At 56.8% G+C, this 13,634-nt stretch carries 16 protein-coding genes and 1 tRNA gene; 11 read left to right on the forward strand and 6 right to left on the reverse strand.

Annotation, left to right across the window (positions count from 1 at the left end; all coding sequences use genetic code 11):
* The first annotated feature begins 10 nt into the window (after positions 1 to 10).
* Genes GOV91_RS13950 through GOV91_RS13965 form a run of 4 tightly spaced genes read left to right on the forward strand, consistent with a single transcriptional unit; the run spans position 11 to position 2,647 of the window.
* Positions 11 to 793: an enoyl-CoA hydratase/isomerase family protein gene (locus tag GOV91_RS13950; RefSeq protein WP_171235959.1), complete on the forward strand. Its 783-nt coding sequence runs from the start codon at positions 11 to 13 to the stop codon at positions 791 to 793.
* Entirely contained in the window at positions 790 to 1,290 is a 501-nt protein-coding gene (locus GOV91_RS13955; protein WP_171235960.1) for a helix-turn-helix domain-containing protein, read from the forward strand. The genes GOV91_RS13950 and GOV91_RS13955 overlap by 4 nt, the downstream gene beginning before the upstream one ends.
* The gene (locus GOV91_RS13960) at positions 1,287 to 2,165 is read left to right on the forward strand and encodes a haloalkane dehalogenase (protein ID WP_171235961.1); all 879 of its coding nucleotides are present in this window, start codon (positions 1,287 to 1,289) and stop codon (positions 2,163 to 2,165) included. The genes GOV91_RS13955 and GOV91_RS13960 overlap by 4 nt, the downstream gene beginning before the upstream one ends.
* A 35-nt stretch (positions 2,166 to 2,200) precedes the next feature.
* Positions 2,201 to 2,647 (forward strand): PaaI family thioesterase, encoded by a 447-nt coding sequence (locus GOV91_RS13965; RefSeq protein WP_171235962.1) that lies wholly within the window; start codon positions 2,201 to 2,203, stop codon positions 2,645 to 2,647.
* 219 nt (positions 2,648 to 2,866) lie between these two features.
* Here the strand turns inward: GOV91_RS13965 and GOV91_RS13970 are convergent, their stop codons facing one another.
* The 4 genes from GOV91_RS13970 to GOV91_RS13985 form a co-directional block, all read right to left on the reverse strand.
* Positions 2,867 to 3,901, reverse strand: coding sequence for a site-specific integrase (locus GOV91_RS13970; RefSeq protein WP_171235963.1), 1,035 nt, complete (start codon positions 3,899 to 3,901; stop codon positions 2,867 to 2,869).
* Positions 3,817 to 4,404 (reverse strand): hypothetical protein, encoded by a 588-nt coding sequence (locus GOV91_RS13975; protein WP_171235964.1) that lies wholly within the window; start codon positions 4,402 to 4,404, stop codon positions 3,817 to 3,819. Before GOV91_RS13975 ends, GOV91_RS13970 begins: the two co-directional genes overlap by 85 nt.
* A gap of 282 nt (positions 4,405 to 4,686) precedes the next feature.
* Positions 4,687 to 4,762, reverse strand: a tRNA-Ala gene (locus GOV91_RS13980).
* 143 nt (positions 4,763 to 4,905) lie between these two features.
* A complete protein-coding gene (locus GOV91_RS13985) occupies positions 4,906 to 5,232 on the reverse strand; it encodes a TIGR02300 family protein (RefSeq protein WP_171181290.1) in 327 nt (108 codons plus the stop codon).
* A 100-nt stretch (positions 5,233 to 5,332) separates the two neighbouring features.
* Between GOV91_RS13985 and GOV91_RS13990 the strand changes: the two genes are divergently transcribed.
* The 3 genes from GOV91_RS13990 (at position 5,333) to GOV91_RS14000 (ending at position 7,949) form a co-directional block, all read left to right on the forward strand.
* Positions 5,333 to 6,028, forward strand: coding sequence for a M48 family metallopeptidase (locus GOV91_RS13990; protein WP_245223304.1), 696 nt, complete (start codon positions 5,333 to 5,335; stop codon positions 6,026 to 6,028).
* Positions 6,029 to 6,058: 30 nt separating this feature from the next.
* Positions 6,059 to 6,706 (forward strand): GntR family transcriptional regulator, encoded by a 648-nt coding sequence (locus tag GOV91_RS13995; protein WP_171181294.1) that lies wholly within the window; start codon positions 6,059 to 6,061, stop codon positions 6,704 to 6,706.
* A 112-nt stretch (positions 6,707 to 6,818) separates the two neighbouring features.
* On the forward strand, positions 6,819 to 7,949 hold the full coding sequence (locus GOV91_RS14000; RefSeq protein ID WP_171235966.1) for a lytic murein transglycosylase: 1,131 nt from the start codon (positions 6,819 to 6,821) through the stop codon (positions 7,947 to 7,949).
* A gap of 3 nt (positions 7,950 to 7,952) precedes the next feature.
* Here GOV91_RS14000 and GOV91_RS14005 read toward each other — a convergent pair whose 3' ends face one another.
* Positions 7,953 to 8,915: an acetyl-CoA carboxylase carboxyltransferase subunit alpha gene (locus GOV91_RS14005; RefSeq protein ID WP_171235967.1), complete on the reverse strand. Its 963-nt coding sequence runs from the start codon at positions 8,913 to 8,915 to the stop codon at positions 7,953 to 7,955.
* Positions 8,916 to 9,036: 121 nt separating this feature from the next.
* On the opposite strand from GOV91_RS14005, the gene GOV91_RS14010 reads away from it, so the two are divergent.
* The 3 genes from GOV91_RS14010 (at position 9,037) to rpsD (ending at position 11,708) form a co-directional block, all read left to right on the forward strand.
* Positions 9,037 to 9,870 (forward strand): GyrI-like domain-containing protein, encoded by an 834-nt coding sequence (locus GOV91_RS14010; RefSeq protein WP_171236011.1) that lies wholly within the window; start codon positions 9,037 to 9,039, stop codon positions 9,868 to 9,870.
* 512 nt (positions 9,871 to 10,382) lie between these two features.
* The gene (locus GOV91_RS14015; RefSeq protein WP_171235968.1) at positions 10,383 to 10,847 is read left to right on the forward strand and encodes a hypothetical protein; all 465 of its coding nucleotides are present in this window, start codon (positions 10,383 to 10,385) and stop codon (positions 10,845 to 10,847) included.
* Positions 10,848 to 11,087: 240 nt separating this feature from the next.
* Entirely contained in the window at positions 11,088 to 11,708 is a 621-nt protein-coding gene (gene rpsD, locus GOV91_RS14020) for a 30S ribosomal protein S4 (protein WP_058275494.1), read from the forward strand.
* A gap of 50 nt (positions 11,709 to 11,758) precedes the next feature.
* Here the strand turns inward: rpsD and GOV91_RS14025 are convergent, their stop codons facing one another.
* Positions 11,759 to 12,643 carry an AraC family transcriptional regulator gene (locus GOV91_RS14025; protein ID WP_171235969.1) on the reverse strand — a complete coding sequence of 295 codons (885 nt, stop codon included), beginning with the start codon at positions 12,641 to 12,643 and terminating at the stop codon, positions 11,759 to 11,761.
* A 165-nt stretch (positions 12,644 to 12,808) separates the two neighbouring features.
* Between GOV91_RS14025 and GOV91_RS14030 the strand changes: the two genes are divergently transcribed.
* Positions 12,809 to 13,633: an SDR family oxidoreductase gene (locus GOV91_RS14030; RefSeq protein WP_171235970.1), complete on the forward strand. Its 825-nt coding sequence runs from the start codon at positions 12,809 to 12,811 to the stop codon at positions 13,631 to 13,633.
* Position 13,634: the final 1 nt, after the last annotated feature.

Consider the following 13,634-nt stretch of genomic DNA (forward strand, 5'->3'; position numbering starts at 1 on the left):
GGACGGCAAAATGACATATGAAACCTTGGACTGGGCCTCTGACGATGGCGTCGTCGAGATCACGATGAACCGCCCCGATAATGCCAACGCGTTGGACGCGCGGATGGCCGACGAGCTGTTCGATGTTGCCTGCCGCTGTGAAGCAGAGGGCGCGCGCGCCGTGATTGTCACCGGCGCGGGCAAAATGTTCAACGGCGGTGGTGATCTGGCCGAGTTCGAGGCCGCCGCAAACAAGGCGGATCACGTGACCCGCATGGCGACAATCCTGCACGCCGCATTGGCGCGCTTCACCCATATGGACGCGCCTATCATTACAGCCGTGAACGGGTCGGCTGGCGGTGGCGGTTTCTCCATTGCCATATCGGGCGACATCGTCCTGGCCTCGGACAAGGCCAAGTTCGTTTCGGCCTATACCGCCTCGGGGCTGACCCCGGACGGATCATCGACCTACTACATTGCCAAGCATGTCGGCCTTCTGCGCGCCAAGGAACTTGTGCTGACCAATCGTGTTCTCAGTGCTGAAGAGGCTTGCGAATGGGGCCTTGCGACGCGCGTGGTCCCGGCCGAGGACCTGATGACAGAGGCGCGCAAACTCGCGGCCCGGTTCGCAAAGGGGCCCACCAAGGCCTATGGCGGGGCCAAGCGCCTTCTCGAGACGGCCTTCTCCGAAAGCTTCGAGGCGCAGCTCGACAAGGAAACCCGTTCGATTGCCGCGATGATGCGCACCCATGACGGGCCGCACGGGATCGCCTCGTTCCTGGCCAAGCAGAAACCGGAGTTCAAAGGCGAATGACCCGAATGCCGATCACCGACGATTGCGGCGTGGCCCAGGCTCTCAATGTTGTGGGCGAATGGCGCACGCTTCTGGTTTTGCGCAACCTCTTCAACGGGATGCGCACCTTCGACGCTTTACAGGACCACCTGGGCATTTCCACCAGCGTTCTGGCGGCGCGCCTCAAAACCCTGACCGAGGAAGGTGTGATCGAAAAACTGCCCAATCCCGAGGATGGGCGTTCGCACGAATACCGGCTGACCGAGAAGGGGCTCGATCTCTACCCGGTACTGGTTGCGCTTTTGCACTGGGGCGAGAAATGGGCCCCCAATGGGCGTGGGCCACGCCTGACGCTGGTGGAACGGGAAACAGGTCTGCCGGTGCAAAAACTAGCCGTAAAGGCGCAAGACGGACGGATACTTGGCCCACGCGATGTAACCCCGGTTCTGGGCCCAGGCGGCAGTGACCACATGCGCGCGATGATTGAGCGCTGGACGAAAAAGGAGAAAAAGCAGTGAGTTCCGACTGGGCGACGCAAAAACGCAAAGTAGCGGTGAATGGTCATGAAATGGCCTATATCGAACGCGGCGAAGGGCGGTCAATCGTGTTTCTGCACGGCAATCCCACCTCGTCTTTCCTGTGGCGTGACGTGATGCCTGAATGCGAAGGGCTGGGTCGCCTCGTTGCGCCGGACCTGATCGGCATGGGGGATTCCGACAAGCTTTCCGATCCCGGCCCGGATACCTACACGTTCGAAACACACCGCCGCTTTGTCGAAGGCTTCCTTGCCGCCGTAGGCGTGACACGCGACGCGGTTCTTGTGATCCATGACTGGGGCTCGGCGCTGGGCTTCGACTGGGCCAACCGGCACCGCGATGCGGTTTCGGGCATTGCCTACATGGAAGGGATCGTGAAACCGCTGGCCGACTGGTCCGAGTTCAACCCTCAGGCTGCGCCGTTGTTCCAGGGCTTCCGCTCGGACAAGGGCGAAGAGCTGGTGCTCGACCGCAACCTCTTTGTCGATAAGGTTCTGCCCGGCTCTGTCCTGCGCGACCTGACCGAGGCAGAGCAGAACGAATACCGACGCCCCTTCCCCAACCGGGAAGACCGTTGGCCGACGTTGACCTGGCCGCGCCAGATCCCTGTCGGAGGCGATCCGGCGGACGTAACCAAGATTGCCACCGAATACGCGGATTGGATGGCTGAAAACGACCTACCAAAACTCTTCGTGAACGCCGAACCCGGCGCGATCCTGGTCGGCGCACCGCGCGACTTCTGCCGCAGTTGGAAAAACCAGAAGGAAGTGACCGTCAAGGGCAGCCACTTTATCCAGGAGGACAGCGGGCAGGAGATCGGAAAAGCCATTGCCGCGTGGGTGCGGGCTTTGGATTGAGCGCGAAACGAGAATGCGAGAAACGAGAGGACAACATGCAGGCACTTGAAATCACCTCCGAGAACTGGAACCGAGGCGTGGTCGTTCAAGGTTTTCCTGTGCCGCCCATCAACGCATTCTTGGGCGGTGAATTGATCAGCCATGACCCCGAACAAGGGGTCATCCGCGTTTCCTTTCCAACAAAACCGGAGCATGCGAACCCTGCCGGTTTTGTCATGGGCGGAATAACATCCGCTTTTCTTGACCATATCCCGGGTCCGCTTGCCGTTGCCGCAACGGGTGGCACGGCATCTCCTGTCACTCTCGACATTCATGTGACCTACTTCAAGCCTGTGCCGATTGGGCCGCGCGCTATTGCCGAGGCGCGAATAGACCGCATGACCAAATCCACCATCTTCACAACGGCATACATACTGGGTGACAAAGGCGAAATTCTTGTCCGTGCAATACAGACTGCAATGCTGAAACCGGCGCGAGCCTAAATAAACTAGGGATATTCTGTCCGGCACACCTGTCGGGTTTCGGGCTGGAAACAGACACGTGCCTTTGCATAGGGAATTTGGCGGCCGTCGGCGCTTGGAATTTGGTAGGCTGCGTTAACCCGCATTGCCGACATGGATGCGGCATGCAGCGAGTGACGGTATTGTCCGCAAAGTAGGCGTTCAAGCAAGTTGCAGCTAACGACCGCATTGTACCCAACTTTAGTCTCCAGCTTCTCGATACCCTTTGACGTGCTCTAAACGCAGTTCTTTGTACCTGATCTTGCAGATCGCTTCACGTAGCAGTGGCAATGGAACACTTCCGTCGCCATAGCGCCCTGCCATGCCGGGCAAAGCATGGCCTAATAGGATGTCGTTGATATCAGGCTGTACACCCGCGTGGCGGCAAGCATCTTTGAAGTTATGGCGGAAAGAGTGGAACGAGGTCTTGACCGTCTTCGCGCCAATTCTGTCGACGTAGCGGTTAAAGTCTTTGCTGGCCTGATCCGAGTAGTAGCCAGTCGCTCCCAGCCTTAGTTCAGGGAATATCCGCTCGTGGCCCGCCTGTCGCTGAGCCTTTACGAAGCGGAGGAAGCCAAGCTGGACTAGCTCGGGATGTATGGGAACTAGTCTGCTTTTGCCAAACTTGACGCGTTGGTCTTCGTCGCCCTCTTGGACCCGTATTAGGGGTATGCCCTTTTCTTGGTCGATGTCTTCAACGCTCAACTGGCACAACTCGTTCAGCCGTGCACCAGTCCACAGGCCAAGCAGTGGAAGCCAATACCAACTGGTGTCGCTTAGGTTTGTATCTCCCGGCAGTGTGCGGAACCGCTTTGATTTGCACCCAGTGTACAGGGGGCTGTTGAAGATGGTCTGCAGTTGCGCTTTGCTGAACGGATCGTGTTGGTTTCTGGCTTTGTTGTTATCATCAACCTTCATCGGCCCAAAGATGTCTGCAACCTCTTCGTCCAACTGTTTGTCAGCCCACTTCCATAGCCCTTGCAGCCTTCCCAACGCTTTGTTGACTGTACTTACGGATAGCGTTGGCAATTCGTGGTCTTTGGCAGCTTGTATTGCCTCTCTGGGAGATATGCCAATCGTTTGCGGCAGCTTGTTCCTGTTGCTGGGAAGCTCAAGCAGCACGTTCTTAAAGTCGCGCGCGTTAGCTTTTTTTAGTCGAGAATTGGGCGGTCGCCTTGCAATTCGATGAAAAGGCCGATCCAAGCCTGATAGTCGTTCGACAGCTTGGCTGACCACCCGTCTATCCGTTCCGCCTCAGCTTTTCTCTCGGCGAACAAGACGGACAGGGGCGGGCCAGAAAGCGCCTGTGGGGGCCTCTTTGAAATCGTGGCTGAGGTGCTGCTGAAACTGGCTTGAGCGCATTCTGGGCTGCTTACAGCCGCGCTGGGCTTCGTGCTGAAATCGTAGTTCTCGAACGTCTTATTGTGTTCCAGCATTGCTTCGTGAAAGCCAATCCAAGCCTTCCGAATTTCATCAAGAATTGCCCATTGGGTATTGACTGGTTGCTTCTGAGGAATGCCGGATGCGTCACAAAAGGACTGGTACTGCTGGGTGGCATAGTCCTTCTTCATAATGTCCCAGAAGTCTTCGTTGTCCGCCTGATGAAGACGGATGGTGTCAGCGATGCGTTCCTTTTCCAACTCCGTATAGGGTCCCAGTTCATCCCTACGTGCCTTTGCCTTCTTCAGTACTTCAGTGAAGTGCTCATGCACCTTAGTGCGCAGTTCGCCGTGGTTCATGCCCGATGCTTCTATGTGCTTTGTTATTGTATCGCCGCACACTGCAAGACGCCGTGCCAGAGTACCAGCCTCTTTAGGGCATCTCGTGCGCAACGACATACGTAGGGTTTTGCGTGTGGTGTTTGAACTAGTGTGTGGTTTTGTTGTCGTGTCGGGTAGGGGCCAACGAAAGTAATAGATGCCGTGTCTGGACAGTGAGAGATACGCATGCAGCTTCATTTTGTGTCACACCTGTGTGTCACACCGCTCTAATGCTTGCTATCTAGTTGTATTGTTAGGTTTTGGTGGAGCCTAGGGGAGTCGAACCCCTGACCTCTTGCATGCCATGCAAGCGCTCTCCCAACTGAGCTAAGGCCCCATCATGGTACCGTCGATGCGGTGAGCGGACGTTTAGGAGACAGTGACGGCAAGTGCAAGTCCAAAATTGGATTTGAGCGTGAATTTCCGCCCCGCCTTCAGGTCAAATGAAAAAGGCGACCCTTGGGGCCGCCTTCTGCTTGATCAGTTGTCGTCTTCCGAGGACATGTCGGTAATGTCGTCCAAAGAAACGTCATCATTGTTGTCGTCATCGTCGTCCAGCAGATCGTCATCCAATTCGACGTCAACATTATCGTCATCGTCCAGAACCAGATCCTCTTCTGACGCCTTTTCACGCGCCTTGACCGAAGCTGCATCTTCCGCATCCGCCGCGATCATGCGGCTTTTGGATGTTTCAAGCTCCACGATCTCGCCGGTGTAGGGGCTGATGATCGGGTCCTTGTTCAGGTCGTAGAACCGCTTACCGGTTGTCGGGCAAACGCGCTTTACGCCCCATTCTTCCTTGGGCATGTCAAATCCCCTTGATATCAGGTGAGTCGTCTAAATGATTCAGCTCACCTGCCACAGGCAGAGGGCACTGTCAAAGTCTTTGCGCAAGAGAGGTCGCGATATGGGAGAGCACGCATTGCCAGGGACGCCGCCGGTGCCGCTGAGGCTGCGCAAATCAGCCCGGGCACGGCGTATCAGTTTGCGAATTTCTCAGTTGGATGGGCGGGTTACGTTGACGTACCCAATTGGCGTGCCAGAGACCGAGGCCCTGAACTTTGCGCGCACGAAAGAAGAATGGATTCGGCAGCATCTTGAGGACCGGCCGGATATGGCCAAGGTTCAGTTTGGGCAAACGATTCCAATTGAAGGCGTTGATCGGCGAATCGTGCCTGCTGTTGGCCGGCGGGTTTTGCTGCAAGCAAACGAGGTCGCGGTTCCAGAGGGCGCAGAGGCGCGGCGGTTGGCGCGATTTCTTAAGGAATTGGCGCGGGACCGGCTAACCGGGGCGTGCGACGACTATGCGGCTATGCTGGGACGGCCTTATTCGACGCTGAGTCTGCGAGATACGCGGTCTCGTTGGGGTTCGTGCAGCTCGCATGGTGGGCTGATGTTCTCGTGGCGACTGATCCTGGCGCCACCTGAGGTATTGCACTATGTGGCGGCTCATGAGGTGGCGCATCTTGCCGAAATGAACCATTCGCCTGCGTTCTGGGCGCAGGTCGAGAAGATCTTTGGTCCCTATCAACACCCTCGCCGCTGGTTGCGCGACAACGGGGCGGAGCTGCATCGCTTTAGATTTGATGATAAGCCGAGTTGACCTCGCGTGATTTTGTGATCACATAAACGAATGATGAACGCGCGCACCTCCGAGACCCAAACTGCCACGCATGACCGGGTGTATCGGGTCCTGCGATCTCGAATCATGCATGGAGAGATGGCGCCGGGTCAGGCACTGACCCTGCGCGGCATCGGCAAGGAATTCGGTGTTTCAATGACCCCTGCACGTGAGGCGGTGCGCCGTCTGGCTGCTGAAGGGGCGCTTTTCCTTTCTACATCGGGCCGTGTATCGACGCCGGAGCTGACAAATGACCGGATCGAGGAGTTGGCAGCGTTGCGGGCATTGTTAGAGGTCGAGCTGGCAAGCCGGGCTTTGCCGCGCGCGCATATCGCGCTGATCGATCGGTTGCAGAGCATCAACATGACCGTTGCCGAGATGGTGACCAAGCGAGACGCGGTTGGCTATATTCGGTCAAATCTGGAGTTTCACCGCACTTTGTATCTGCGCGCGCAAGCGCCTGCGATGCTTGCCATTGCCGAAACCGTCTGGTTGCAATTGGGACCAACAATGCGGGCGTTGTATGGGCGTCTGCGGCGCACTGAGCCCCCGCATTATCACAAGCTGATCATTGCTGCGCTAAAGGCCGGGGACGAGCCGGGTTTGCGGCTGGCGGTACGCTCGGATGTGACGCAGGGGTTGCGTTTGCTGGTGAGCTGAGCGGCTTCCCGCCGACATTGCATTGATGCCCTTCCTTTGCGCCACTCTACTGGCCTGAGAGGTTCTGCTGGGGTACTCTTGAGTCAAATCACAAACAAGAGCAGACCCCATCATGATTTCGCGCCGCGCCTTTTCTATTTGTCTTGGATCAACATTATTGGCTGCCTGCACGGGCGGCAGTGCTCCGACTCGAGCCCCTGCATCCCGGATGCGGGCAGTTCCGAACGCGGGTTGGGATGCCTGGGTTGCCGGGTTCAAGACCCGCGCCACATCGCAGGGAATTTCCCAGACTACACTCGATCAAGCGTTTCGCGGGGCAGGGTATTTGCCCGACGTGATCGAACGCGACCGCAATCAGGTCGAGTTCAAGCGCTCGCTCGAGGATTATCTGGCCATCGCCGCCTCGGACGAGCGGATTGAAACCGGTCAAAAGATGCTTCGACAGTATAACGGCACCCTGTCGCAGATCGAAGCGCAGTATGGCGTGGACAAGGAAATCGTCGTGGCCATCTGGGGGCTGGAAAGCCGCTATGGCGCGCGCCGTGGTGATGTACCTGTCGTTTCGGCGACATCAACGCTGGCCTATGACGGACGGCGCGGCGCGTTTTTTGAAAAGCAATTGGTGGCCGCATTACGCATTCTGCAAGAGGGCGACACAACACCCGCCAACATGACCGGCAGCTGGGCTGGGGCGATGGGGCATACGCAGTTCATCCCGACCTCGTACCTTGCTTATGCGGTCGATTTCACAGGGGATGGACGGCGCGATATCTGGTCCGAGGATCCGACGGATTCGCTGGCCTCTACGGCGTCGTATCTCGCGCGCGCCGGTTGGGTTCGGGGCCAACCCTGGGGAGGAGAGGTCGGAACGGTTTCGGGTACACCCGTCGCCGTGTTGCAACCGCAGACACCGGGGCCGCGCATTGCCGTGTTCCGTAACTTTCAGGTCATCAAGCGATATAACAATTCAGATAGCTACGCGATTGGTGTGGGCCATCTTGCAGACAGGATTGGAGGCGGGGCGCCGTTTCAGGCCTCGTTCGGGCCGGACGAAAACGGTTTGACACTGGAGGATCGCAAAGAACTACAGCGTCGTTTGACGTCAGCGGGTTACGATACAAAAGGCGCGGATGGGGTGATTGGCAAGAACACAACAGCGGCCATCAGCGCCTATCAAAGCGCCAATGGCCTGACGGTGACCGGCGAACCTTCGGTTAGTTTGCTGCGCCGCTTGGGCGGCTGACGGTTACGCCGCCAGCCCTTTTGAGCCGATATCCAGGAATTTCTGACGGCGGTCCTGAATCAGGGCCGCTGCATCTTTTCCGTCCAGCTCTTTCAGCATGGCTGTGATGGCGGAGCGTACGGCTTCAACGGCTGCCGGACGATCGCGATGCGCACCGCCCTTGGGCTCGGTGATAATACGGTCGCAGACGCCCAGCTTATAAAGGTCCTGGGCAGTCAAGCGCAGCGCTTCGGCGGCCTCACGCATCTTTTCTGCGTCTTTCCACAAGATCGACGCGCAGCCTTCCGGCGAGATTACAGAATAGACCGAGTGTTCCAGCATTGCGACGCGGTTTGCCGTGGCAAACGCCACAGCGCCGCCGGACCCACCTTCACCTATAATAACCGAGACCAAAGGCACGCCGATTTTCAGGCACATCTCGGTTGACCGCGCGATTGCTTCTGATTGGCCGCGTTCTTCGGCTCCTTTGCCGGGATAGGCCCCGGCTGTATCGATCAGTGTAATAACCGGCAGGCCGAAACGCCCGGCCATTTCCATAAGGCGAACGGCCTTACGATAACCTTCGGGGCGGGCCATGCCGAAATTGCGCTCAATCCGCGATTTGGTGTCAGAACCTTTTTCGTGCCCAATCACCATAACCGGCTGATCGTTGAATCGCGCAAGGCCACCGATCACGGCCAGATCGTCGGCAAAATTGCGATCGCCTGCCAGCGGCGTAAACTCGGTGAACAGAGCATCCACGTAATCATTGCAGTGCGGGCGTTCCGGGTGACGCGCCACCTGACATTTCCGCCAGGGGGTTAGATCGGCGTACAGCTCTTTCAGCAGCTTTGCGGCTTTTGCATCCAGCGCGGCGGCTTCTTCGGACACATCCATTTCTTCGTTGGTGCGGGCCAGCGCACGCAGCTCTTCAGCTTTGCCTTCAATCTCGGCCAGCGGTTTTTCGAAATCCAGATACTGGGTCATGACGCCTCTCAACGCGGAAGTTCCTTGCTATATGGCCTGACGTTGCTCGGGATGCAACTCAGCAAGATTTGTGGCTTCGCACTATGCGACCACGGTTGGGCAAGAAGAAGGACGGATGACGATGGCCACTAGCTATGAAGATCGCGTGCTGCGCGTTTTGGCTTATATCCATGACAACCCTGCCGGGGACTTGTCGCTGGATGCGCTGGCCGACGTAGCCGCGATGTCCAGGTTTCACTGGCACCGGGTGTTTCGCGCTCTGACCGGTGAAACCTGTGCGCAGGCGGTGCGTCGCGTTCGTCTGCACCGTGCGGCCACTTGGCTTGTGTGCACGGATCGGCCGATCACGGATATTGCAGTGTCTGTGGGCTATCCCAATCCAAGCTCTTTTGCGCGGGCATTTTCTGATGCCTATGGCAGCAGCCCTGCCGCCTTTCGTAAAGCGGGCCAATTTCACCCCGCGCAACCTGATTTTAAAACCGGAGGATATCCGATGCATCCTGTCACAACCCGAACAGAACCTGCCCGTCGTGTCGTCGCATTGCCGCACAAAGGGGCTTATTCAGAGATCGGCAAAAGCTTTGAAGCTTTCGGAGCTTTGTGCGAGTCTCGCCAGCTTTGGCCGCAAGTTGGGCCAGTTCTGGCGTTATACTTCGATAGTCCCGATGATGTTCCCGAGGATCAATTGCGTAGTTACGCCGGGGCTGAATTCCGGGGTGCAACAACCCCTGAAGGGATGGAGGAGATGTCGATCCCTGGTGGCAAAACGGCTGTGTTGACTTACAAGGGGCCATACTCCGGAATTGCGGCTGCCTATCACAGCCTTTTTGGCAACTGGCTTCCAGACTCAGGTGAAGAACCTGCAGACGAGCCGTGTTACGAAATCTACCTCAATGACCCTCGCGAAACAGCGCCGGATGATTTGCTGACCGAGATCTGCCTGCCCTTGAAGTGATCCAAAGCGTATCAGGCGGGGTCCGCTTGGGCCCTGTCTTAGCTCTTTTTTGCGCATCAAAAGAACCGATTCACCAGGCGGTGTTCTGCGGGCGGTTCAGGGTAAGCCCGTCTTTCAATGGTCTGCTGCTCGGAAAAGATCCCTAAGGCTTCGTTTAATGCCAGATTGCCATGCGGCAAGGCCTAGGGTTCGGACCCAAGGTTAATCGCAACCGGTCTTGCAGTTCACTTTGAACTTTGTCGCGACACTTACAGCGCACTGCGCTGAGTTCGCTGACGGTACAGTTGGTTTCAATTTGATATTTTCGGGGCGTTTTTCATAAAACACAGCACAAGGGTGCATCTTCATTGAACCTCTTGTTGGTGTTGCAAAACTTCGGGTTTGCTTCACTGAGTTGTGATTCACATCTGCAACAATCGCGTGAATGCTGCAATTCCGTCTCTTTTCCGCCGAAATCTGTGCTGATAAGCGTTTATCTAAATGTTGGGGCGGTAAAAAGTGCGAGTGGGCAGATGAGAGCCGGAGCAAACGGTCAAATAGCCATTTCTTGGAACCAGACAGAGCTTGATGAGCTTGAGGCACCGCCTTTGGCTTTTTTGGTCGTCGGGGCAGCATGGTCCTGGCGTGGTCAGGCCGTTTTTCTGAGCGAGAGTATCGAACAGGTTGTTGAACGATCTGGAAGTGTCGGAAGAGCCGCTTCTTCGACGAAGGATCGCTTTTCAGTCATTCGGGATATCACTGGGGACATGTGTGGCACTGTCGTGTTGACCAATGGCGCGCAAAGGTTCAGTGCGGATCTGGTCGTTCAGGAGGGTGATATTGATCCGACATTTGTCTTCACGAATGGATGCCCCCCACGGGACCAGGCCTTTTGGGTAAGCGAAGTGAGCGAGTTCGTCGCCCCGGCCTTTGTGCAGCCCGAGCCTGACACTACGGTTGTAAGCTTTCCCCGTCAGGCCCTGTCGCGGCACAGCTGATCCCAAACGCGAACCAACTTCCTGTCGTCTTTTCCTGGCGGGTCCGCGTCGGCGTGTATGAGTGCCGCTCCTATTCCTGATTCAATTCGCTTATTGACTCTGCCAATCCTGCGGATATAAGCGCGGCTTCATTGGTGTTGGTGGCCCCCGCAAGGGGAAGCCTGTCATGGGGGAAACCTCAAGAGGACAACGCCCTTCATAATGGCCCTTTGGGCCTCGACCTAACGAAGGAGATCAGCCGTGACCAAACGCACGTCTGCCAAGTACAAAATCGACCGCCGGATGGGCGAAAACATCTGGGGTCGTCCGAAATCCCCGGTCAACCGTCGTGAATACGGCCCCGGCCAGCATGGCCAGCGCCGCAAGGGAAAACTGTCAGACTTTGGTCTGCAGCTGCGCGCCAAGCAAAAGCTCAAAGGCTACTATGGCGACCTGACCGAGAAGCAGTTCCGCCGCATTTACGCCGAAGCCGTGCGTGTGAATGGCGACACCGGTGAAAACCTGATCGGTCTGCTGGAGCGTCGCCTGGACGCTGTCGTCTATCGCGCCAAGTTTGTTGCGACCGTGTTCGCAGCACGTCAGTTCGTGAACCACGGCCACGTCAAAGTGAACGGTAAGCGGGTCAACATCCCTTCCTACCGCGTGAAAGAAGGCGACGTCATCGAAGTGCGCGACAAGTCCAAGCAACTGGCCGTTGTTCTGGAAGCCGCCGCGTTGGCCGAGCGTGATGTTCCGGATTACATCGACGCGGATCACTCGAAAATGACCGCCACTTTCGTGCGTGCACCTGGTCTGGGCGATGTGCCTTACCCGGTTGTTATGGAGCCGAACCTGGTCGTCGAATTCTACGCGAAGAACTAATCTTCGCCGACATACAGATTTCCAAGGCCGCGCAATTTGCGCGGCCTTTTTTATGCTGCGTTTTGCGTTCCAATGTCTTGCCTTGGGGAAACACCAAACTTGCGGGAATACTCCCGGCTGAATTGAGTGGGGCTTTCATATCCCACGTCAAAGGCCGCTTGCGATACGCTTGCCGCGCCGTGTGATAAAATCCGCCGTGCTTCGAGCAACTTGAGGTCTTTTTGATATTGCAGCGGAGATTTGGCCGTCACCGATTTAAAATGCGCGTGAAAGGCTGAAACGCTCATCCCAGCGGTTTGCGCAAGGTCAGACACCGGTAGTGAGGTTCGAAAACCTGAGCGGATAACGTCAATCACCCGCGCGATCCGACTGGCGGGGCTGTCGCGCCATAGCATTTGCCGCAGCATTCCACCGTGATCCGCTTGTAGGAGTCTGTAATGAACTTCGCGGCTGATCATCGGGGCTAAAATCTGCGTGTCCATCGCGTTCTGACTGGCGCGAAACAGGCGGGTCATGGCATCGATTAGATCAGGTGTGGCTTTGGACGCAGCAAGGCTTTGTGCCATTTCGGGCGCTGCCGGTGCAGAGCCGACTTCATCATACAATCCACGAAGGATGGACAAGTTGAGTGAGAAGACAAGCCCGACATACGGTTTCTGTCGGCTCGCTTCGGTAACAGCGGCCAATACCGGGATGGAATGACTGACGATCAAAGAGTCACCTGCTCCGAATTGGACAAGCCGATCTCCGATGTGTGTTTCCTTCTTTCCTTGTAGAACTAGGCAGACAATGGGTTCATAAACCTGTGCCTCAATGGGTTTGGTTCTGACGTCATGTAGCAGGCCGAACCCATCCAGTTTGGTCTTATAGAACGGTTCACTTTCTGACTGTTCGTGTACGGCTTTGCAAATATCGGTGATCAGATCAAACGTCATGCTGTAGCGCCTTTTGGTTATGCCCAGCATAGTTTGTGGGGCGTGTTCGCACCATAGAAAATCCGAAGCTTTGGAGAATCAGGCAGAAGTTGAGGAGGATCCGGCAGGTATTTCGCGGTGCGCAAAGTTATTTGTCTCTCAGGCTTATCATTGCGGAGAAAGACCATGGCACAGACCATCCTCATCACCGGCGCGTCGTCTGGTATCGGCAAAGTCACGGCAGAACTGTTTCAGAAACAAGGTTGGAACGTCATTGCCACCATGCGCAGCCCGGAAAAGGAAACCGAGCTATCGCAGTTGGAAAACGTTCTGGTCACGCGTCTGGACGTAACCGACGAAGCCTCGATCACAACGGCCGTTGCAGACGGGATCGCGCGGTTCGGTCAGATCGATGTTCTGCTGAACAATGCAGGGTATGGGGCCTACGGGCCGTTGGAGGCGTTCCCGATGGATCGCATTCGCCGCCAGTTTGACACCAACGTCATCGGTCTGCTGGCCGTAACCAAAGCGGTATTGCCGCATATGCGGGCGAACGGCTCTGGCTGCATCGTCAACATCTCGTCCATCGGTGGACAGATCACCTTCCCGCTTGGGGCGCTGTATCACGGCACGAAGTTCGCAGTCGAAGGTCTGTCAGAGTCGCTGCATTACGAACTCGCTGCGGCCGGTATCAAGGTCAAGATTGTCGAGCCCGGGCTGATCGCCACAGATTTCGGTGGCCGTTCGTTCGACTTCGTCAATGATGAATCCATGACCGAATACCAGTCGGTGGTTCAGGCCTTGTTCGGCGCCTGGGGCTCAGAAGAGATGGCATCGCGCACCTCACCGCCCAGCGTTGTGGCCGACGTGATCTGGGATGCAGTGACCGATGGGACTGACACATTGCGGTATCGCGCGGGCGAGGATGCGGTCGAATACCTCGACAACCGCAAGGCACTGGACGATGCCACCTTCATCGGCGGAATGAAAACGATGCTCGGGCTGGCCTGAG

This window comes from Ruegeria sp. HKCCA6837 (genome assembly GCF_013034475.1).
Taxonomy (GTDB): domain Bacteria; phylum Pseudomonadota; class Alphaproteobacteria; order Rhodobacterales; family Rhodobacteraceae; genus Ruegeria.

Excerpts from the sequence above, each read along its gene's own strand:
- GOV91_RS13950 (WP_171235959.1), top strand. The coding sequence starts at position 11 with ATGACATATGAAACCTTGGACTGGGCCTCTGACGATGGCGTCGTCGAG.
- GOV91_RS13955 (WP_171235960.1), top strand. The coding sequence starts at position 790 with ATGACCCGAATGCCGATCACCGACGATTGCGGCGTGGCCCAGGCTCTC.
- GOV91_RS13965 (WP_171235962.1), top strand. The coding sequence starts at position 2,201 with ATGCAGGCACTTGAAATCACCTCCGAGAACTGGAACCGAGGCGTGGTC.
- GOV91_RS13975 (WP_171235964.1), bottom strand. The coding sequence starts at position 4,404 with ATGAACCACGGCGAACTGCGCACTAAGGTGCATGAGCACTTCACTGAA.
- GOV91_RS13985 (WP_171181290.1), bottom strand. The coding sequence starts at position 5,232 with ATGCCCAAGGAAGAATGGGGCGTAAAGCGCGTTTGCCCGACAACCGGT.
- GOV91_RS13990 (WP_245223304.1), top strand. The coding sequence starts at position 5,333 with ATGGGAGAGCACGCATTGCCAGGGACGCCGCCGGTGCCGCTGAGGCTG.
- GOV91_RS13995 (WP_171181294.1), top strand. The coding sequence starts at position 6,059 with ATGATGAACGCGCGCACCTCCGAGACCCAAACTGCCACGCATGACCGG.
- GOV91_RS14000 (WP_171235966.1), top strand. The coding sequence starts at position 6,819 with ATGATTTCGCGCCGCGCCTTTTCTATTTGTCTTGGATCAACATTATTG.
- GOV91_RS14005 (WP_171235967.1), bottom strand. The coding sequence starts at position 8,915 with ATGACCCAGTATCTGGATTTCGAAAAACCGCTGGCCGAGATTGAAGGC.
- GOV91_RS14010 (WP_171236011.1), top strand. The coding sequence starts at position 9,037 with ATGGCCACTAGCTATGAAGATCGCGTGCTGCGCGTTTTGGCTTATATC.
- GOV91_RS14015 (WP_171235968.1), top strand. The coding sequence starts at position 10,383 with ATGAGAGCCGGAGCAAACGGTCAAATAGCCATTTCTTGGAACCAGACA.
- GOV91_RS14025 (WP_171235969.1), bottom strand. The coding sequence starts at position 12,643 with ATGACGTTTGATCTGATCACCGATATTTGCAAAGCCGTACACGAACAG.
- GOV91_RS14030 (WP_171235970.1), top strand. The coding sequence starts at position 12,809 with ATGGCACAGACCATCCTCATCACCGGCGCGTCGTCTGGTATCGGCAAA.